15 protein-coding genes are annotated in these 19,774 nt (G+C 45.9%); 8 read left to right on the forward strand and 7 right to left on the reverse strand.

The genetic code is table 11. The features are described from left to right. The first annotated feature begins 18 nt into the window (after positions 1-18). On the forward strand, positions 19-1,170 hold the full coding sequence (locus MgSA37_RS25175; protein WP_096356187.1) for a LacI family DNA-binding transcriptional regulator: 1,152 nt from the start codon (positions 19-21) through the stop codon (positions 1,168-1,170). On the opposite strand, the gene MgSA37_RS25180 is transcribed toward MgSA37_RS25175, so the two are convergent. Together MgSA37_RS25180 and MgSA37_RS25185 are read right to left on the reverse strand one after the other, a co-directional pair. Then, positions 1,129-2,748, reverse strand: a complete 1,620-nt coding sequence (locus MgSA37_RS25180; protein ID WP_096356189.1) for a glycosyltransferase family 39 protein — start codon at positions 2,746-2,748, stop codon at positions 1,129-1,131. The genes MgSA37_RS25175 and MgSA37_RS25180 overlap by 42 nt on opposite strands. A 98-nt stretch (positions 2,749-2,846) precedes the next feature. After that, entirely contained in the window at positions 2,847-5,462 is a 2,616-nt protein-coding gene (locus MgSA37_RS25185) for a M14 family metallopeptidase (protein WP_096356191.1), read from the reverse strand. Positions 5,463-5,723: 261 nt separating this feature from the next. Here MgSA37_RS25185 and recQ point away from each other — a divergent pair, with 261 nt between their 5' ends. Then, complete coding sequence (gene recQ, locus MgSA37_RS25190; RefSeq protein WP_096356193.1) at positions 5,724-7,889, forward strand: DNA helicase RecQ; 2,166 nt, start codon at positions 5,724-5,726, stop codon at positions 7,887-7,889. Between the two features lie 142 nt (positions 7,890-8,031). Continuing rightward, entirely contained in the window at positions 8,032-9,405 is a 1,374-nt protein-coding gene (locus MgSA37_RS25195; RefSeq protein ID WP_096356195.1) for a UDP-N-acetylmuramoyl-tripeptide--D-alanyl-D-alanine ligase, read from the forward strand. Positions 9,406-9,845: 440 nt separating this feature from the next. On the opposite strand, the gene MgSA37_RS25200 is transcribed toward MgSA37_RS25195, so the two are convergent. The 5 genes from MgSA37_RS25200 to MgSA37_RS25220 form a co-directional block, all read right to left on the reverse strand. Further along, positions 9,846-11,261: a nicotinate phosphoribosyltransferase gene (locus MgSA37_RS25200; RefSeq protein ID WP_096356197.1), complete on the reverse strand. Its 1,416-nt coding sequence runs from the start codon at positions 11,259-11,261 to the stop codon at positions 9,846-9,848. Between the two features lie 4 nt (positions 11,262-11,265). After that, positions 11,266-12,162, reverse strand: coding sequence for an NUDIX domain-containing protein (locus tag MgSA37_RS25205; RefSeq protein WP_096356198.1), 897 nt, complete (start codon positions 12,160-12,162; stop codon positions 11,266-11,268). A 70-nt stretch (positions 12,163-12,232) separates the two neighbouring features. Then, positions 12,233-12,919 (reverse strand): NUDIX hydrolase, encoded by a 687-nt coding sequence (locus MgSA37_RS25210; protein WP_096356200.1) that lies wholly within the window; start codon positions 12,917-12,919, stop codon positions 12,233-12,235. 205 nt (positions 12,920-13,124) lie between these two features. Next, a complete protein-coding gene (locus MgSA37_RS25215; protein WP_096356202.1) occupies positions 13,125-13,400 on the reverse strand; it encodes a hypothetical protein in 276 nt (91 codons plus the stop codon). Between the two features lie 30 nt (positions 13,401-13,430). Then, on the reverse strand, positions 13,431-14,570 hold the full coding sequence (locus MgSA37_RS25220; protein WP_096357736.1) for an NAD(P)/FAD-dependent oxidoreductase: 1,140 nt from the start codon (positions 14,568-14,570) through the stop codon (positions 13,431-13,433). A gap of 164 nt (positions 14,571-14,734) precedes the next feature. Between MgSA37_RS25220 and MgSA37_RS25225 the strand changes: the two genes are divergently transcribed. The 5 genes from MgSA37_RS25225 to MgSA37_RS25245 all read left to right on the forward strand — a co-directional run bounded on the left by MgSA37_RS25225 (position 14,735) and on the right by MgSA37_RS25245 (position 19,709). Then, a complete protein-coding gene (locus tag MgSA37_RS25225; RefSeq protein WP_096356204.1) occupies positions 14,735-15,427 on the forward strand; it encodes a zinc metallopeptidase in 693 nt (230 codons plus the stop codon). A gap of 192 nt (positions 15,428-15,619) precedes the next feature. Then, a complete protein-coding gene (locus MgSA37_RS25230; protein WP_096356206.1) occupies positions 15,620-15,880 on the forward strand; it encodes a hypothetical protein in 261 nt (86 codons plus the stop codon). Between the two features lie 103 nt (positions 15,881-15,983). Continuing rightward, positions 15,984-17,162: a YXWGXW repeat-containing protein gene (locus tag MgSA37_RS28900; RefSeq protein WP_197706042.1), complete on the forward strand. Its 1,179-nt coding sequence runs from the start codon at positions 15,984-15,986 to the stop codon at positions 17,160-17,162. Between the two features lie 231 nt (positions 17,163-17,393). After that, on the forward strand, positions 17,394-18,491 hold the full coding sequence (locus MgSA37_RS28435; protein WP_157750734.1) for a YXWGXW repeat-containing protein: 1,098 nt from the start codon (positions 17,394-17,396) through the stop codon (positions 18,489-18,491). Positions 18,492-18,707: 216 nt separating this feature from the next. Continuing rightward, positions 18,708-19,709, forward strand: a complete 1,002-nt coding sequence (locus tag MgSA37_RS25245; RefSeq protein WP_096356208.1) for a YXWGXW repeat-containing protein — start codon at positions 18,708-18,710, stop codon at positions 19,707-19,709. Positions 19,710-19,774 lie beyond the last annotated feature (65 nt).

Below are 19,774 nucleotides of genomic sequence, written 5' to 3' on the forward strand. Positions count from 1 at the left end.
TTGCGGTAATGTTTGCGGTTGAAAAATAACCGGGTGCCCCCGTTTATTTTAAGCCTGGTACCCGATCAAAAAGCGGTAGAAACAGCTTTGAAATTTAAGATCAGCGTTACCCAAAACAACCGGGCGAAGGGCTTAATTGAAAAAATAGCTACTTTTATTCACCAATTATTTTATACGATGTCCGAAGTTACGTTGAAAAAGCTTGCCGATCTGCTCAACCTGAGCATCTCTACGGTTTCACGGGCACTGAAGGACCATGAAGACATATCTGCCGAAACCAAAAACCGCGTTAAAGAACTGGCCCTAATACTTGATTATGAGCCAAATACCTATGCAGTTAACCTGCGCAATAATTTCAGCAGGGAATTTGCGGTGATTATCCCCTCTATTGCCAATGATTTTTACCAGTCTTTTATCAGTTCGCTGGAAAAAGAGGCAAGGTTGAACAGTTATTCGCTCATTATCCTGCAATCGGGCGACGACCCGCAAACCGAACTGGAATGTGTAAAACGATGCAAACAAAACCGGGTAGCCGGCATATTTGTATCCATCACTCAAAAAACAACAGACATCAGTCATTTTTTAAAACTGGCGGAGAGCCATATCCCGGTTGTTTTTTTCGACAAGGTGCCAGCTTCCGGCTTCTGCAACAAAGTTTGCGTGGATGATATATCAGCGGCACGCTTATCGGCAGAAACCCTGATCCTCAAAAAGAAAAAAGGCATCCTGGCTATTTTTGGTAACGAACAACTCTCCATAACCCAAAAAAGGCTTGATGCTTTTAAGGATACATTCAGCCTGCACAATTATGATGCCCGCCCGGATATTTATCACACCAACTCATCAGCCGGTGCGTACCATTACACCATGGAACAGTTAGCGCTGCCGCAGCAACCTGATGTTATATTTTGCATGAGCGATGAAATACTGATCGGGGTAATGCGGGCTGTTCAAACCGTTGGCTTACGCCCCCCCGCCGACATCGGTATTTTAGCGATCAGTGAAGGGCAGATTCCAACCTTCTACTTCCCGCAGATCACTTACGTGGAGACCAGCGGTTTTAAATTGGCAAAACTGGCCTTCTCTCGTATGCTGGGCTGTCTTGCCGGAAGCACACAGGTACAGGAACTAAAAACCGAATCGATTATTGTTGAAGGCGGCTCGCTTTAAACCCGGCAAAAACGCTGCCTTGTTACCGGTAAGGGGCGGTTTGTTGCCTTTGTACCCATTTAACCTTATAATGTAGTATTCTTTGCAGATCATTCCGGCACGGTATTCCGGAAAAATGAGCGCGAAGTTATAGTCTTTAAAATTACCCGTTACTTCATTGAAATTTTTGTAGGAAAATAAATTGGAAGGAATGATGAAATAAGCATTTTCGCCTTTGAGCAATGGCCTTTTATGATCATTCATCCAAAAGTACTGGTGCAAGCTGTAAGCATCGCCCAAACCCCAGGTTGCTATACCTGCCGGTTCGCATATATAGTAATCAATATGCGCTGCGGTGATCCAATCGGCGATAACTATGGGCGCCTGCGCTGTCATCATTTTTGTTTCGATATCCACCCGGCGAAGCGAATCAAATTTCATTCCGGCCTGCCTCCATCCGTACATATCCAATGTGGCGTCGTCAGCACCCATTTTCATGCCCTGTTTTTCTGCCGATAGCGTACCCGGGAAATAGTTAATGCTTAAAGTTCCAAGCAATGCAATGAGCATAAAATAAGCAACGCTCAACTTTAAAACCCAGGGGGTCTTCCTTTTGCCATGTTCCGGCTTAAGGGCCAACTGAACAGCCGGCAAAAGCAACAGGGTGCTCAGTGCAGGCCCCGGCCAGTGGGGCAATACCTCATTGAACAAACTGATCAGCAGGACGATAATGATCAATGGCAGGCTGCACAGCAACAGTATCCTTAATTCATTTTTCCCTACCAACAGTTTGCCCCTGGCGACCGCATAAATACCGGTGCAAAGGAGTACAAAAGGGATAGGGCCTGTTGAAAAAACTATTGCACTGAATTGCTTAAGAAAACGAACCATGTCAACGGGCGCCCCTGCCATAGTTACCCGGCTGCTATGAAACCGGTAGCTTATAAAATCGTGCTGAATATTCCAGATGATAATGGGCGATATGATGATGAGTGTAATTCCCATCGCCATAAAAACATATTTATTTTTAAATGCGATGCGGTTGTAAAACAATAAATACATCACCGCCCCAAGCCATAAGAGCACACCATGTACTTTACACATGATGGATAAACCAGCAAACAAGCCAAATAGCAGCCATTGCCGGCCATACTGTGATTCACCGGGGGCCAGGCGGACAATTTTAATGAGCATATAAATTGAAGCCAGCCAGAATACCATTTGAGGGCTGTCGGGCAAAATAAAGGCAGCTACGCTCATCCCCGAATAAATTGACGCAGCATACAGCAATGCGGCAAACCAGCCCGCCCTGGCGCTGTAAAGGGCAGCGCCGATCTTAAACATCAGCCATATACAAATGGAGGAAGAAAGAATTGCCCCAAGCCGCACAAAAACCTCGCCATGAAGCAATAAATTAACGGTTGTTAAGCGGATCAGCCAGGCAACTATCGGCGGGTGGTCAAAATAGTTCCATTGCAACTGCGTTGCCAGCGCACGGTAATAGGCTTCCACGTTACTCAACTCCTGCGTGCAGGCACTGAATATTTTTATTACTATTGAAACTGTTATAAGGTAAAAAAGTTGTTTGCGGTAAGTCAAAGCCGGGTTTTGTGCATCAAGTTTAAAAAAAGATTCTGTTTACATCCTGAACTTAAACAGTTAACCATTACGCTTAAACCAGCTAACTGCCCGCCGGTTTACTGTCCTACCATAAAGACGGCATTGCTGAACAGCAATTTCCCGTTCTCCCAAAAGCTGCGGAAGATCGGATCGTCAACCATGTAGATCACATTGCCGCGGCCCATGGGCTGCACGCCAATCAGCATCCCATCCTTAATTTTATCCTTACTTTTTTGGCCGACAAATCCGGAAATGTACCCGTCTTTTTTAACAGTGCCCACATTCCAGTCGTTTTCGCCCAGGTAATCATAAATATCATCGCTCAGTTTTAGCGAATAATAGTACGATTGCAAGCCGAAGCCAAGGGGGTGAGTATTATCGAGGTTGATCTTGTAAATCGCCCCCGGTACCGTTGCGCGAATGGCGTCCAGGTCGCGGTTGGCATATAAGCCTAAATTTGGTATTTTGGCTTTATCCTCAGTTTTATCATCTTTATTCCCGTCTTTTTTATCCTCCTTCTTTTTCAGGTCGAAACCTTTTTTGTCTGCAAGTTCAGCCACTGCATTTTGCATCACAATCAGTTTGCCGCCATCGCGAATCCAGCCCTGCAACCTTTCCGACGGGAAATCTTCATACTCGCCGTCAGCAAAAATGGCTACATCAAAATCCTGTAACCGGGCGCGTTTCAGGTCCTCATACTTAACAAGTGTGATCGGGTATCCTATTTGCTGCTCAAATAAATGCCACACTTCGCCCATAGCCTCGGCGGATACGCCTTCACCTGCGATCAGCATCACGTGCGGTGGCCGGATATAATGCACCACATCCGAACCGAAATCATGACCCTTATCCACAAAACCAGACGTTAAAGGCACCAGTTCGTGGTTAAGGCTGCCAGCTATTTGCATAACATCACCATCAAAATCGGCCCGGTCATTACCTGCTCTTGTAATCAGCAGTGAACCCGCTGCAAACTTTTTACCCCCTGCTTCAAATGGTTTTTCTGAATAGCGTACCTTAATTCCTTTTTTTAACAGCGCAGCCAGGAATTTGACATCCTCCACCGACTGCCAGGCCGATACATATGCATAGGCCCTGGGGTTAGCCACCGCTTCAGCTTTAGGCGAATACATGGTTAAAGAGGACGGCTTTAAGGATTCTTTTACGCCATAGGCTGTTAAACCGTAAGCAAACGGCAGCGACCACGCGGTGATATCATAGGTATTTGAGTCTGTAACAAAAGTCCGGGGTTCAAACAACACATTCAGCAAAACAGATTTTGATTGATACGCATTGATCACCAGGTCATTCGGGCCGGGGCTATAGCTTTCCGTTTTACCGGTCACATAGTCGTACCCGGTCACCGTCCCTTTCAGGCCAAAACCATATTCAATTTTATTACGGGTAAGTAAGGTGGTCAGCGCGTTGACCTTGCCGCTGTTGTCATTTTGAATCACATATGTTTTGTATTCGCCCGGCGGGTTACTTCGGCTTTTATCATAAAACTTTTTAAATTCTTCCACTAGTTTTTGAGCGTTTGCCGAAGCGGTTTCGATTGTGCTGATACTGGTAGAATGGTGGTGGGCAATCCTGTCGGCAAGGGTTAAGGTATCGCCTGAACGGGTAACAATAGCAAGCCCGGCGCCAATCCCGCCCTGCTCATAAGTCATCCCTATCGAGCCGCTATAAATGGGATAGGTATCACCATATGATGGATACAACAGGTCGAACTCCTGCCGCGTAAAATATAGCCATCCATTCTGGTCGAAATATTTCGCATTATTTTTACCGATAACGATTTGAAAATCGCGCTGCCATTGGGTGATCACCTTATGAAAAGGCTCGGCAGCCGGCGCGAAATAATAAGGCGCATTATAGCCCTGTTCGTGGTAATCCACGTGGATCTGCGGGAGCCATTGGTTAAACAGCGCCACCCTGGCCTGCGATTCCTTTTGGGTTTGCCACGCCCAGTCGCGGTTCAGGTCGAAGTAATAGTGGTTTATTCTTCCCTGCGGCCAGGGTTCCGAATGCTCGCGGGCCGAAGGGCTGGCATTGGGCAATACATCCCGTACTGAATTATAAAAATGAACATACCTGTCGCGGCCGTCGGGGTTTAAGCAGGGGTCGATAACAACCACTGTATTTTTTAACCAGGCTTTTGTTTGCGAATTGGCCGGATCAACCAAATCAAACAATACCTGCATAGATGTTTCGCTCGAAGCAGGTTCGTTGCCATGTACATTATAACTTAACCAGCAGATAACAGGAGTTTTAACGGTGGCAGCAGCAATTTCATCTGCACTTGCGCTGGCACTAACCGTTTTTTCAATAACGGTACTGGTATTTAAATTTCCAATTTTTCCAAAGCTACCGCTCGTTGCCTCAACTTCTGTTAAACCAGCCAAATGAAGGTTGTTCTTCCGGATTTCCTCCAGCCTGCCTATGTTTTCATCCGAGGCAACAAACATCGCCATCAGCGGCCTGCCCTCATTGGTACTGCCATATTGTACCAGCTTTACGTTTTTTGATACCTGCGCTATGTATTTGAAATATTCAATAATGCGGTAATGCGGCGTATATTGCTCGCCCAATTTATATCCTAAAAACCGTTCCGGCGAACGGATCTCCTGGGAAAAGGCTGTTGAAACAGCAATAAAAAAGGTAAAAAAAAGGCAGGTCAGCTTTCTGTTCATGGGGTCAGTATATGAAGGCTAATTTAAAAAAATAATTTGTCTGAACCGGGATGAAACAGATTTTTTGGATGATTTGGATGAAAAGACAATATAATATTACCCACCTGTTCCATACTCATACCTAATGGCTGCAATGTTAGGATAAGCATCCATCAGAGTAAACAGGCACATAGCTTTGAAACTTTCATCTATCCTAAAATCCTAAAAATATTAGTTCGGACAAAATTTTTCCGCACCTTTGCATATCTTCACATCTAAACTATGGAACCTGTACAGGCGCTTCAAAAATATTTCGGCTACAGCGCCTTCAGGCATGAACAAGGCGCCATTATTAACCATGTTTTAAACAAAAAAGATGTGCTGGCGCTGATGCCTACGGGTGGCGGTAAGTCATTGTGCTACCAGTTGCCGGCGGTTATGCTGGAGGGGCTGACAATAGTAATATCCCCCCTGATTGCCCTGATGAAGGACCAGGTGGACAGCCTGAATGTGAACGGAATACCCGCAGCATTCTTCAATTCAAGCCAAAACCCCGAAGAACAGGTACAGCTCACCACCAAGCTCCGTAACAACCAAATCAAACTGCTTTACCTCGCTCCCGAACGTTTGTTTGGCAACGAGAGCAAAATGATGGGGTTTTTAAAAACTTTGCCTGTTTCGCTCATCGCCATTGATGAGGCACATTGCATTTCGCACTGGGGGCACGATTTCAGGCCTGAATACCTGGCGCTGGCTGGTTTAAAGCTGGAATTTCCGAACATCCCGGTCATTGCGCTAACAGCAACCGCCGATAAACTCACCAAAAAGGATATCCTTGAAAAGTTAAACCTGAAGGACCCTGCCGTATTTATATCCTCCTTTAACCGCGAAAATATTACCTATAGGGTGGTGCCCAAACGAAAAAGCTTTAACCAGCTGCTTGCTTTTTTGGATGAACGAAAAGAAGAGTCGGGCATCATTTATTGCTTGTCGCGTAAATCGACAGAATCATTGGCCGCTGATTTAACGGCCGAAGGTTTTGCAGCCGCGGCTTACCATGCCGGACTGGACAATGCGCTGAAAGCAAAAACCCAGGAAGCGTTTTTACGGGACGATGTGAAGATCATTGTGGCCACCATCGCCTTTGGTATGGGTATCAATAAATCAAACGTACGTTACGTGGTACATATGGATATGCCCAAAAACATTGAGGGCTATTACCAGGAAACCGGCCGTGCAGGGCGCGACGGGTTGCCGTCGGAAGCGATGCTGCTGTATTCTCCCGGCGACGCCATAAAGCTGAAACAGTTTGCCATGATTGCCGATAACCCCGAACAAAGCCAGGTAATGCTGAACAAGCTGAATGATATGGTGCGTTATTGCCAGCTGCAGGCTTGCCGCAGGCAATTTCTGTTAAAGTATTTTGAAGAAGATTCTCCGCCAAACTGCGGCTCCTGTGATTATTGTTTAACCGAGTTTAAAAAATTCGACGGCACGCTCATCGCCCAAAAAGCCTTGTCGGCTGTGGCCAGGTTAAAGGAGCGGTTTGGCTATACCTATGTGATCGACTTTTTGCGCGGCTCAAAAAATGAAAAAATAAGGGAAGAACATAAAGCCCTGAAAACCTACGGCATCGGCGCCGATATCAGCAAAACCGACTGGCTGCGCTATATCCGCGAGCTTACCGGGATGGGCTATTTGTATGTTTCGGATGATGCCTACCCGGTATTAAAACTTACGCCCAAAAGTGATGCGGTGCTAAAAGGGCTGGAAAAGGTGATGCTGATTGAATCGCAAACTGTTGAGGAGCATCAGCATGCGGAAGCCACATTACCGTTTGAGGCGGAACTGTTAACCGAATTAAAAAATATCCGCCGGGACATTGCCCTGCATGAAAACGTGCCCGCGTATATTATCCTGTCGGATGCTACTTTGGTGGAGATTGCCACTTATCTGCCCCAAAGCCTGGATGAGCTGCGACTGATTTCGGGCTTTGGAGATGTAAAACTGGCCAGGTACGGCCGCGAATTTTTACTGCCCGTAAAAGACTTTTGCGCACGGAAAGGTTTAACCTCTAAAATAAAACAAAAAACAACCAAACGGGAGCGGAAAACAAAAACCGAACGGTCCGAAAGAAGCAGTAAACCGGCTGATACCGCTTTCCATACTTTTACTTTGCATAAAGCAGGCAAAACCATCCCCGAGATTGCCGCCGAACGGGGATTGGCAACTACCACAATTGAAGGCCACTTAAGTTATTATATTTACACCGGCGCTTTGGAATTATCAACCCTGGTAAACGAAGAAAAGCAGAAAAAAATACAGGATGTTGTTGAAAGTTACGGCGCCGAAAAACTATCTCCGCTAAAAGAGGTTTTAGGGGAAGAATACAGTTATGGCGAAATAAGGGCCGTAATAGCCTGGATGAGGAAGGTGGGGATGATGTAGGCCCCTCCCAACCCTCCCCGGTAGGGAGGGCTTTAAAATTTAATATAATAGAAAATCAAAGTCTCCCCTACCGGGGGAGATTATTCGTATTATTATTGTTTGGCTTAGGCACTCATAAGTGCTACGCAATATAGAGAGGGCTATGACAAATACAGAACAACTTTATACGCTTTTTCTTCAGCACCCGCTGATCATTACCGATACCCGGAAAATATTGCCAGGCAGCTTGTTCTTTGCTTTAAAAGGCGAAAAATTTGATGCCAATACTTTTGCTGAAAAGGCGATTGAAGCCGGGGCGGCCTATGCCATAATTGATAATCCGGTTTATCAGCTTAATGAAAAATACCTGCTGGTGGATGATGTTTTAACGGCATTACAGGATCTGGCAAGGCACCACCGCCGACAGCTAACGATCCCCGTGATCGGGCTTACGGGCACCAACGGTAAAACCACCACCAAGGAACTGATCAACTCGGTTTTATCGCAGCACTTTAAAACACAGGCCACGCAAGGCAACCTGAATAACCATATCGGCGTGCCGCTTAGCATCCTGACGATTGATGCTTCGCACGAAATGGCGGTGATTGAAATGGGCGCCAACCACCAAAAGGAAATTGAATTCCTTTGTGGTATCGCGCAGCCCAGCCACGGCCTCATTACCAATGTAGGCAAGGCACACCTGGAAGGCTTTGGCGGCTTTGAAGGGGTAAAAAAAGGCAAGGGTGAGTTGTATGATTTCTTGAAGAAGTCCGAAAATCCGCAAGTCCGGAAGTCCGAAGAACAAGACGGTAGTGGGATCGCTTTTATTAATAGGGATAATCCGGACTTAATAGAAATGGAGCAGTTGCGCGGATTGCAAAACGTAGTTTATTATGGAAAAAGCAGCGCAAACAATTTGGTTAATGGAGAAATAATCGAAAACTCCCCTTTATTAACTTTAAAATGGGCGAATAATCATACCGGTAAAAGTAACCTGGTTAAAACACAGCTCACGGGCGCTTATAACCTCGATAACATTTTGGCTGCTATCTGCATTGGCGTATATTTTAAATTGTCAGATGAGGAGATCAATAAAGGCGTTGAGGATTATCAGCCCAAAAACAACCGCTCGCAAATTATGCAAACGGCCACTAATACCCTGATTTGCGATTATTATAACGCCAACCCCAGCAGCATGCAGGTGGCTATTGAAAATATCGGCAAAATTAAGGCCGACCGGAAAGTGTTGATACTGGGTGATATGTTTGAACTTGGTGATGAAGCCGCAGCTGAACACACCGCCATCATTCAAAAAGCGATGGAAACACCGGTTGATCAACGTATTTTTATCGGTAAAGAATTTGCCCTTGCGGGAGCGACCATGGACCATGGACCATGGACCATGGACAAAAATGTGTTTTTCGATACCGCTGAAGATGCTGTTGCAGCTTTGAAAGCAAATCCTATAAAAAACTCCACCATCCTGGTAAAAGGATCAAGGGGCATGGCTTTGGAACGGCTGGTTGAGTTGTTTTAAACGGTGCGGGAAGCGATGAAATAATATGAGGAGGCGCTTTATGGACCCGCTAATTTATATCCCGTCAGGGATAACCCATTTGTAGCTAATATTAAAATCCATAAAATTGCCTCGTGGAGGTTACCCGTCGCCCCGCGATAATTCACAAAAAAACACGTCGGGAAACAAACTAAGGAAGATTTGATAATTTGAACCCGTTTTGTAATGCTTTAATTACCTGGCTACCAAATAAGGGTAGCCGCTACGCGGCAATTAACCTTTATCCTTTTTTTCTACAAAGGGGCAGACCCTATGGGTCATAGCATTCGGTGACAGAAATGAAGGAAAATGAGTGCTTTTTTTAGCCCGCGAGCGGCCGGACTTCTCACTATCTTCAGGATTACTTCAAATTGCAGGGCAATTCTTTATATGGAGCAGTACTTTTTTCATGCGGGATAATATTAAAGGCTGATATTGGCTTTCACCTGTTCAAAAGTCATTTCATTCAGCAATTTGCCGTTCTCAAATACGGTCTGCAGTTCATCGGTATAGCCGGGGTATTCGTCCTGGTTTACGGTTTTAAATGTACCGTTTAGCTTTATTAATTTCAGCCGGCCGCCCTTGCTCTTTTTAAAGCTTTGGGTGATGTTGCCCTGCCCGTCCATTTCGGTCGGGCTTTTTTCTACCTTTACTTCCTTCCCGTTGATAACCGCACTGCTGCATTTGAGGGCAAACTTTTGGGTGTCCCGGTCCACCTTTTGCAACAATGCGCCGCCCATGCCCAGCACCAGGTTTTCGGCACTGATGCGGTTTGCCTTTAAGGCAGCATAGATCTTTTTGATCTCCTCGTAATTAACCCCATCGCCCTGTATTACCCGCACCTGTTTGGGCAACACCTTGTAGCCCTTTTTATTGAGGGTAAAACCAAACTTGCTGAACAAGATTTCAAATATTTTAATCAGCGTCATGATCGGGTCGCCGCTGTCCGGGCGGATCACCAGGGTACCATCACGTTTTAATATTTCGTCCTTCAGGTCTTCGCCCCAATATTCCTCGCACGCCCTGAAAATATCGTAGCTGTCGGATACGCAGGCAATAACGCCTGTCGGGAAGGTTTTAAGTACGTGCTTAAACACTTCCAGTTCGCCCTCTTCACCCAACAGGGTACAAATACTATGTTCGGTTGCCGGGATACTGAGGCCATATACCTTTTGGGCGTTATAATACTTAATAGCCATGCCTGATCCTGCCAGGTTATCGCTCCCGCTAAAGTTGAGCAGGTGTGCGGCCCCGCCAATTTTAGCACTTTCCACACTGCTTACCCCTCGAAAACCAAAATCATTCAGCACAAAGTCAATCCCTGCTTCGGCGCCTTCGGTGGCTGTCTCTTTATAATATTCAGTAACTACTTTCCTGATCTGGTTGCTCAGCGTGGCCACGGTGCAGGGGTACCAAACCTGCATCAGCAGGGTTTCCAAAAAGTTGGTGAGCCAAAAGCATTCGGGGTCGGTGTTCTCAATGGTCATTAATACATTGCTTACCGGCACGGCGGTACCCTCGGCAACAGCTCTTATTTTTACCGGCAAGTACCCGTCGTATTTATCAAGGATGTACTGGAATTTGGATTTATCGAACACGTCATCGCGGCCAAATACCTGCAGTAAAAAACCTTCGGCTTCGTCCAGGTCCTGTTGGGTAAAGGCGGGGCCCTGCAGGTACTCTTTTAAAAAATATTGCAGGCCAAAAAATACCGTTTCATCAAACATCCCGCCGCGGCTCTCCAGGTAACTAAAGATCTGTGTGGTGCCGGGATAGTATAATTTATGGTGTGCGTATTTGTAGGCATCAGCCAAAAGGATCAAATTTTCGCGTTTCATAATGTTAAAGGTTTAAATATTTTTTAATGATATGGTTAAATAGCCCTGCGTGCTCGTCGCTGGTTTGGCCGTCAGCCATCAGTTGCGGAACATCAGCTAATTTTATCCAGCTCAATTCGGCAATGTCATCCTGTGCCAGTGGTGCGCCGTCAATATACTCGCAGCTAAACAGCAGGGTTATAATTTTATCGGCCTCGCTGCGGTAACGCCAGTCGTTTATCTTTGCCGACGTTTCGTAGCCCATACCGGTGGTTTCCATTTCGCCGCATTCTTCGCTTAATTCGCGTTTAGCAGCGGTTTCATAACTCTCATCTTCCGGGTCGGCAAAGCCGCCTATGAAGCGCCATTTGTTATTGATGGCCTTTTTGCCCAGCAGTAATTCTGTTTTGTTGTTGCGGAACAGGGCGATGTCAACCGTTGGATAAACTTTGGTGTACTGGTTGTAATAGGCATATAGAATCCCCGCCCTGAAATCGTTTGAATCAAAAACCTTATCGGCATATTGTTTGCGCAGCTCGGTAGCGTTATAGTCGCCGTGTTCGGGTAATTCAATGGTCTCAAAGCGGCCCGAGTAGGAGGGTATAAAGCTATCGCGACTGCCATATAAACAAAATTGCTCGCCCGGGAATACGCTTTTTAACAAACTGTCGATGCTGTCCGACCATACCTTATCGCTCGGGTTATCGCTTACCGGTAAAACGATCACTTCCGGATAATCCTTTTTGATCATTTTCTCGCGGGTGTAATAATCATAAGGATTTTTGCGGCTGCCCAATAGCGGACTAACGCCCAGTAATATAACCAGCTTGGTGTGGTTTTCTTCTACCTGGCTGATGAGCTGTTTATGCCCGTCGTGCAGGTATGGTGTCTGGAACCTGGCAATGATGACGCCTGTTTTCATGATCAATTTGTGTTAATTATACACAAATATAGATGTGCGTTTATAATACGCAAATTATTTTTTACTTTTTTTAGATCTCGAAGTTGATACCTGCCTTTTTCAGGCGGAAATATTTTTTAACATTAAAGCGGTATAGGTTACCCGGCCGGCCGGCACCACCAAGAGTTTGCTTCTCATCGGTTTCATCCAAAAAGCCAAACTGGGTTATTTTCTTTTTAAAATTCCGGCGGTCTATAGGTCTGTCAAGTACCGCTACATAGAGTTTTTCAAGTTCGGAGAATGGAAACTTTTCATCCAGCAGCTCAAAGCCTATTGGCTCGTACAGGATCTTGCTTTGCAGCCGCTTCCATGCGGTTTCAATGATCTCGGGGTGATCAAACGCAAGTAGCGGCAAATTTTTGATATTGAACCAGGCGGCATCACCGGCATCGGTATCGGCACAAACTTCAAAGGCATCGGGTTTTACCAGGCCGTAATAGGTAATGGAGATGACCCGGTTACGGGGGTCGCGCCCGGGTTTGCCAAAGCTGTATAACTGTTCAAGATATGTTATGCTGATGCCGGTCTCTTCCTTCAATTCGCGGTGTACGGCGTCTTCCAATGACTCCTCATCACCCACCAGCCCGCCGGGGAGCGCCCACATATCTTTAAAGGGTTCGATATCCCGTTTGATCAAAAGTACCGACAGGCCCTCTTTCGAAGTATAGCCAAATACTACGGCGTCAACAGCTACTTTAATATTTTGGGAAACAGGCATATGTACAAAGTTATCAAATCGCACAAATAGAAGAGCGTAAGCTGGAATATTGATGATAAAATGATTTTTACCTGTTCCGGTGAATATTCAACTTTAGTCGTTCAAAGGACTTTTACCCCCGGAACGCTAAAATATAAATCCGAACCCGATAGCTATCGGGTCGAAATTCCCTGCCTGCGGCTGGCAGGCGATATCCGAAATTCTATTAACTATAGCTCTCTTTGATTTCCTTCATAACAGCCTCATGAGAACTTACGCGGCCATTTTTGATGTCGTCCAGGCCTTCGCTGATCGCCTCTTTCAGGTCCAGGTCGTTCTGAAGGTGGAACAAGGCGCTTTGAAGCCTCGCCCGCTCGTTATTGTCTAAACTTTGCAGTGACGCTATAATATCATCGATATTTAATTTTTCTTTTTCATTCAACATACCCGAAACTACGATTTTATATTGGTTATTAAAATTCTCCCCTGTTAAATCCGACATCGAAATTCCGAATTCCGAAATAAATGGGCCCTAAGCCAGCGCCAGTTCCGCTACTTCCTCCCCCACCAAACTACCCATCGCCACGCCCATTCCGTTACATCTAACCGCGCAAAAAATATTAGGTTCAACCTGTTTCACTATCGGACTGATGTCTTCGCCAAAACCCATAATACCACTCCACCAGTAATCTACTTCAAAATCCTGCCCGGGCAATATCACTTCTTCCAGGTAATTTACCAGTTTGTTTTTCACCGTTTCGGTATGGCCGAAATCCCAGGTTTCTTCGGCCTTATAATCAAGGTTGCGCCCGCCGCCAAACAATACCCGGCCATCAATATTTCTAAAATAATAATAGCCTTCATCAAAATGATAGGTGCCTTTTAGCTTTAAGCCTTCAATCGGCCGGGTGATCAAAACCTGCCCCCTGCCGGGAATAACTTTCAATTCGGGAAACAGCTGGTTGGCAAACGCATTGGTTGCCAGTATCACTTTCCCGGCTTTAAAATCTCCCTGCGACGTTTTCAGGCTGACGGAATTGCCCTCATTGTTAATTTCCCTGATTTCGCAATTATTTAAAACGATCACGCCAAGGTCATATACTTTTTTTAATAAGGTCCGCATCATTTTACCGGTATGCAGTTGTCCTTCGTAAGGGTTATAAATCATCCGGCAAATCCCTTTAAAACCAAAAGCTGTTATTTTGTCATTCGCAGCTGCATAAATGTCGCTATGCCCGATGGCGTCTTTAAATAAATTATTCAGCCTGTCCATCTGGTCGAGGCAATGCTCCGCCTTTTCCTTGTCGTCATCCATAAATATTTCATACCCGCCATGCTGCTGGTAATCAATGGCCTCATCGCCCAGGTTTTCCCGCAAGCGCTGCAGCCCGCGCCATTTATAACCCACCAGGCGGGCAACTTCGTCTTCGGTAGATTTTTCGAGCAGTACAAGTTGCTCAGATACAGAGCCAAAGCAAGCAAAACCGGCGTTTTTGGTGCTTGCGCCGGTGGGTAAAAAGCCACGCTCCAGTACCAGCACCTTTAGTGCGGGTTGCTGTTTTTTTAAATGTAGTGCCGCACTTAGCCCCACAATCCCACTACCGATGACGATGATGTCGGCATTATCAATAAATGCAGTGCGTTCCCAATACGAAAATGTGTTTGTTTCCAATGGATGTGGTGTTTTACGGAATACTTTTTGATTTATGGTGTAATATAACTGAAAGTCAGGTGTCAAAAGTATTGAAATATTATTTCAGCTGATGTTTCCGGGCTTTAGAAATTGAAATAAAAATAATAAAAACAGTTTAATTAAATTATTAAAGACAGATAGATATGGGATCAGCATGGTTATTAATGATCGTCATCGCGATAGTGAGTTTTATAGTGCAATGGCGGTTTAAAAGTAAATTTAATCAATACGCGCAAATGCCTTTGTCGTCCGGGCTTTCGGGCCGGGAGGTGGCGGAGCGCATGCTGCGCGATCACGGTATTTATGATGTAAAGGTAATTTCGGTTGAAGGGCAGCTGACAGATCACTATAACCCCGGAGATAAAACAGTAAACCTTAGCCCTGACGTATTTTACAGCAGGAGCGTGGCGTCGGCAGCCGTTGCTGCCCACGAATGCGGGCATGCGGTGCAGCATGCAAAGGCTTACACCTGGTTAAGCCTGCGCACCGCAATGGTACCTGTTATTAATGTGGCCTCAACCTTAACGCAATGGACATTATTTATTGGGGTGATGCTGTTATTTTTTATGCATAATCCTTTTGTGCTGGCTATCGGGGTTGCCGCGCTTGCATTGGTTACCACATTCAGCTTTATTACCCTGCCGGTAGAGTTTGATGCAAGCAACCGGGCTATTGCCTGGCTAAACAACAATTATAGTGTAATGCAAACCAGCCAGGAACATACACAGGCCAAAGATGCCCTTTGGTGGGCCGCCATGACTTACGTAGTTGCCGCCCTTAGTGCTTTGGCTACGTTATTATATTACGCATCATTTCTCTTCAACAGGAGAAACTGATGATAATAAAAATATTATTACAAACTGAGAAACATTTATCTCCCCTGTTTGCTTATGCAGGCAGGGGATTTTTGTTTAAGAATAATTTTATGAATGTGCCTGATATCATTTCAGGCGCCTTACCCTATTCGTATTTTTATATTGTACTTACGATAACGGCCTATTTCCGGTTGTTTTACAAACCAATCCAGCATGAAAAAAACAACTTTTATCATCGCGTTGCTTTCAGTTATGTATGTAAGCGTATTGGCAATTCCGCAGGTTCATCCGGTAAAACCAAAACGGGATACCGTTCACAACATCAAAAATCAGCCTAAACCTAAAATTGTTAAAGGCCGGAAAGCCCGGATGCGGTTACAGGAGAAACAAATAAAAAATCACGAAAAACAATTTAAAAAGATCGATTCGGCTCAAAAAAAGCTTAACGGAGAGCTGAAAAGGAAAGATACTTAATATCCAAAGTGATTAAATATGCGCACCTGGCAGCAACCCTCAAAAATATATTTTAAACTTTACTGATAATTATTTGTCTCTTACATACATAATATATAAAAACATGAAAAATATTCAAAAAATAATTATGCTCATATGTGGTATGGCGTTCTTTATGCCAGCCACACATGCACAGGTAAGCATAGGTATCGGTATTTCAGCAAATATCGCTCCGCCTGAAATACCGGTTTATGAACAACCTGAATGCCCGTCGGATGGGTACTTATGGCAACCCGGTTATTGGGCCTATGATCCGGATGGTGGTTATTACTGGGTACCGGGTGTTTGGGTTGCCCCACCAACCCGTGGTTATTTATGGACCCCGCCGTATTGGGCGTTTGAGGGTGGTTCTTATGGCTTTCATTTAGGCTACTGGGGGCCGCATGTAGGTTTTTACGGTGGCATTAACTATGGCTTCGGTTATGGCGGCGAAGGCTTTTACGGCGGCCGCTGGGAAGGCAGAAGATTTATGTACAATTCTGCAGCGTGGCGTATTAACCGTACGGTAATTCGCAATACGTATATCAACAATACTTTTGTCCGCAACAACAACCGTTACAGCTTTAATGGCCCGGGTGGTATAAACAGGCGCCCAAACCGTTTTGAAGAAACAGCAATGAGGGAACGCCATATCCAGGCTACTGCAAGGCAAAGGCAGTTCCAACAAGCTGCAAGGCAAAACCGCGCCCAGTTTAATAATATAAACCATGGCCATCCCGGAGCCGTAGCAATGGACCGGGTGAACGGCCGTGCTTTTAATGAAAGAGGCCAGGCGGCGGCAATCCAACGCCAGAATGCCAATCAACAGCGCCAGGCAACGCAGCAGCGTATGCAGCAGCAAAAAGTGCAACAACGCCAGAATGCTAATCAGCAGCAGCAGCGCATGCAGCAGCAAAAAGTGCAGCAACGCCAAAATGCTAATCAGCAGCAACAACGTATGCAGCAGCAAAAGGTGCAACAACGCCAGAATGCTAATCAGCAGCAACAGCGTATGCAGCAGCAAAAGGTGCAACAACGCCAGAATGCTAATCAGCAGCAACAGCGTGTGCAGCAGCAAAAGGTGCAGCAACGCCAAAATGCTAACCAACAGCAACGTCCTGCTCAGCAACAAAGACCTGCGCAACAGCAACGTCCTGCGCAGCAACAAAGACCTGCGCAACAGCAACGTCCTGCGCAGCAGCAAAGACCTGCGCAACAGCAACGTCCTGCGCAGCCGGAAAAACATCCTAACGGAGGCAGATAATAACTGGCTCTGAATTCATAGTATTAATCCCCGCTTAAATCAGGCGGGGATTTTTTTGTGCTCATTTTGTAAATATTCGAATTTAAGTCACTGGGCACAGCCCGTTAACACTGTTTTACAGGCATATCTAAAATAAGGTACAGAGCAAATATTTTTCTTTTTTAGAAATTTTATATTAAACATTTTTTTAAAAAAATTGTCATATAAATTATTAACCAAAATAAAATTACCATGAAAAAGATAGCAAAATTATTGATACTGGTTAGTGCAATAGCCTTTGCTGTGCCAAAGACATATGCACAGGTAAGTGTTGGTATTGGCATATCCGCAGGTATAGCGCCGCCAGCCTTACCGGTTTACGAACAACCGGCCTGCCCGGTTGAGGGCTATATATGGCAACCCGGTTATTGGGCCTACGATCCCGGCGACGGTTATTATTGGGTACCTGGCGTGTGGGTAGCTCCGCCAAACCCCGGCTACCTGTGGACCCCTCCTTACTGGGGATTTGCAGCGGGCGTTTATGGTTTCCATCCCGGTTATTGGGGCCTGCATGTAGGTTTTTACGGCGGCATTAATTATGGTTTTGGGTATGGTGGTTTCGGTTTTTACGGAGGCCGGTGGGAAGGTAACCGGTTTATGTATAATACTGCCGTTTGGCGTGTAAACCGTACGTTTATTCATAATACCTATATCGATCGTACGGTAATCCGTAACAACACCTACAATCATTATAGCTTTAATGGCCCCGGTGGTGCAAACGCAAGGCCAACCAGGTTTGAAGAAGCAGCCATGCGCGAACGCCATATACAGGCAACAGCCAACCAAATAGCACACCAGCAGGCTGCGAGACAAAACAGGGCGCAATTTGCGAACGTAAATCATGGCCACCCCACAGCCGTTGCCATGAACAGGGTACACGGAAATGCCTATAATCAACGTGGCCGCATAGCGGCCGCCGCAACCATACAGCGACAGCGGGCAAATGAGAATATGCGGGCGCAGCGTCAGCGTGCTACCGAAAACAGGGTTGCAGAACGTCAGCATGCCAACCAGGCATTGCGGGCACACGCTACTGAACAACGACTGGCACAACGTCAAAATATGCAGCTGCAGCGCCAGAGGGTTACCGAACAACGCCAGGCACAGCAACAAAGGGTACAGCAACGTGCTCAATTGCAGCAGCAACGCATGCAGCAACGGCAGAATATGCAGGCGCAGCGGATGCAGCAGCGCCAGAATATGCAGCAGCAACGTATGCAGCAACGCGCTCAATTGCAGCAAAGGCCGGCACAACAACGCCCTAACCGGCAAAGACCGGGCGTAAGGTAATAAATTAGCTTTTTTATAAAATTAAATATAGTGGCCCTGTGCCTGGCAGCATAAGGGCCATTGTATTTTCATCCTGTCTAACGTGCGTATTCTGGTGCAAACCAAGCTGTTATGTGCAAGGTTTATCATAACGTTTTTACAAAATATTTAAACTTTATTGGATGATTATTGTCTTACCATAGACAGCATATTTAATACCCTGAAAAAGCTAAAAAAATGAAAAAGATTGAAAAACTAATCCTTTTAATTTGCGTGGTGCTCTTTACAGCATCAGCGGCAAATGCCCAGGTGAGCATTGGTATATCCGTTAGGATTGCGCCACCTGAATTGCCTGTATATGTACAGCCTGCCTGCCCTGTGGAAGGTTATTTATGGCAGCCTGGTTATTGGGCTTACGATGATGCAGACGGTTATTATTGGGTGCCCGGCGTGTGGGTAGCCCCACCAACACCCGGTTATTTATGGACACCAGCCTACTGGGGTTACGAAGGCGGCTTTTACGGTTTCCATGCCGGCTACTGGGGTCCGCACGTAGGTTTTTATGGAGGCATTAACTATGGTTTCGGCTATGGAGGCGTTGGTTTTTATGGCGGCAACTGGGAAGGCGGACGTTTCCGCTACAATACAGCCGTTGTTAATGTAAACACTACAGTGATACATAACACTTATGTTGACCGCACGGTTATTAACAATATTACCGTAAATAACCATACCAGTTTTAATGGCCCCGGTGGGATCCAGGCAAGGCCGAGGCCCGAAGAAGTTGCGGCAATGCACGAGCAGCACGTTCAGCCAACAGCAGAACAATTGGCTCACCAGCAGCACGCCAGTCAGGATAAAAGCCAGTTTGCAAAAGTAAACGGCGGGCATCCAACAGCGGCTGTTATGGATAAAGTTGGCGGCAAACCGATGAACGAGCGCGGACAGGTTGCCACCAATTCAAAATTGGGCAACCCGAATGCAAATCCTAACCAAAATAACCCCGACCGGCCAAACGCCGGCAATCCGAACAGGCCTGCAAATCAACCAAACAGGACTAACATTAATAACCCGAACCGGCCTGCCAACCAGCCAAATGCCGTTAAACCGCAAAATAACGGTACGCCAGGGCAACCTCAACCCCGCGTACAGCAGCCACGTGTACAACCACAAAGGGTGCAGCCGCAGCGCGCAAGGCCGCAACCAAAACAGCAGCCACAAAAACAGAAAGAACGTTAATATAACGTGCATTTTTTTTAAATAGAAAACCCCGGCTTTCAGCAAACCGGGGTTTTTATTTTATC

The organism is Mucilaginibacter gotjawali, from assembly GCF_002355435.1.
GTDB lineage: Bacteria > Bacteroidota > Bacteroidia > Sphingobacteriales > Sphingobacteriaceae > Mucilaginibacter > Mucilaginibacter gotjawali.

Coding starts and splice junctions, on each gene's coding strand:
- MgSA37_RS25200 (WP_096356197.1), bottom strand. CDS start 11,261: ATGAAACGCGAAAATTTGATCCTTTTGGCTGATGCCTACAAATACGCA.
- MgSA37_RS25195 (WP_096356195.1), top strand. CDS start 8,032: ATGACAAATACAGAACAACTTTATACGCTTTTTCTTCAGCACCCGCTG.
- MgSA37_RS28435 (WP_157750734.1), top strand. CDS start 17,394: ATGAAAAAGATAGCAAAATTATTGATACTGGTTAGTGCAATAGCCTTT.
- MgSA37_RS25225 (WP_096356204.1), top strand. CDS start 14,735: ATGGGATCAGCATGGTTATTAATGATCGTCATCGCGATAGTGAGTTTT.
- MgSA37_RS25185 (WP_096356191.1), bottom strand. CDS start 5,462: ATGAACAGAAAGCTGACCTGCCTTTTTTTTACCTTTTTTATTGCTGTT.
- MgSA37_RS28900 (WP_197706042.1), top strand. CDS start 15,984: ATGAAAAATATTCAAAAAATAATTATGCTCATATGTGGTATGGCGTTC.
- MgSA37_RS25210 (WP_096356200.1), bottom strand. CDS start 12,919: ATGCCTGTTTCCCAAAATATTAAAGTAGCTGTTGACGCCGTAGTATTT.
- MgSA37_RS25230 (WP_096356206.1), top strand. CDS start 15,620: ATGAAAAAAACAACTTTTATCATCGCGTTGCTTTCAGTTATGTATGTA.
- MgSA37_RS25205 (WP_096356198.1), bottom strand. CDS start 12,162: ATGAAAACAGGCGTCATCATTGCCAGGTTCCAGACACCATACCTGCAC.
- MgSA37_RS25215 (WP_096356202.1), bottom strand. CDS start 13,400: ATGTCGGATTTAACAGGGGAGAATTTTAATAACCAATATAAAATCGTA.
- recQ (WP_096356193.1), top strand. CDS start 5,724: ATGGAACCTGTACAGGCGCTTCAAAAATATTTCGGCTACAGCGCCTTC.
- MgSA37_RS25245 (WP_096356208.1), top strand. CDS start 18,708: ATGAAAAAGATTGAAAAACTAATCCTTTTAATTTGCGTGGTGCTCTTT.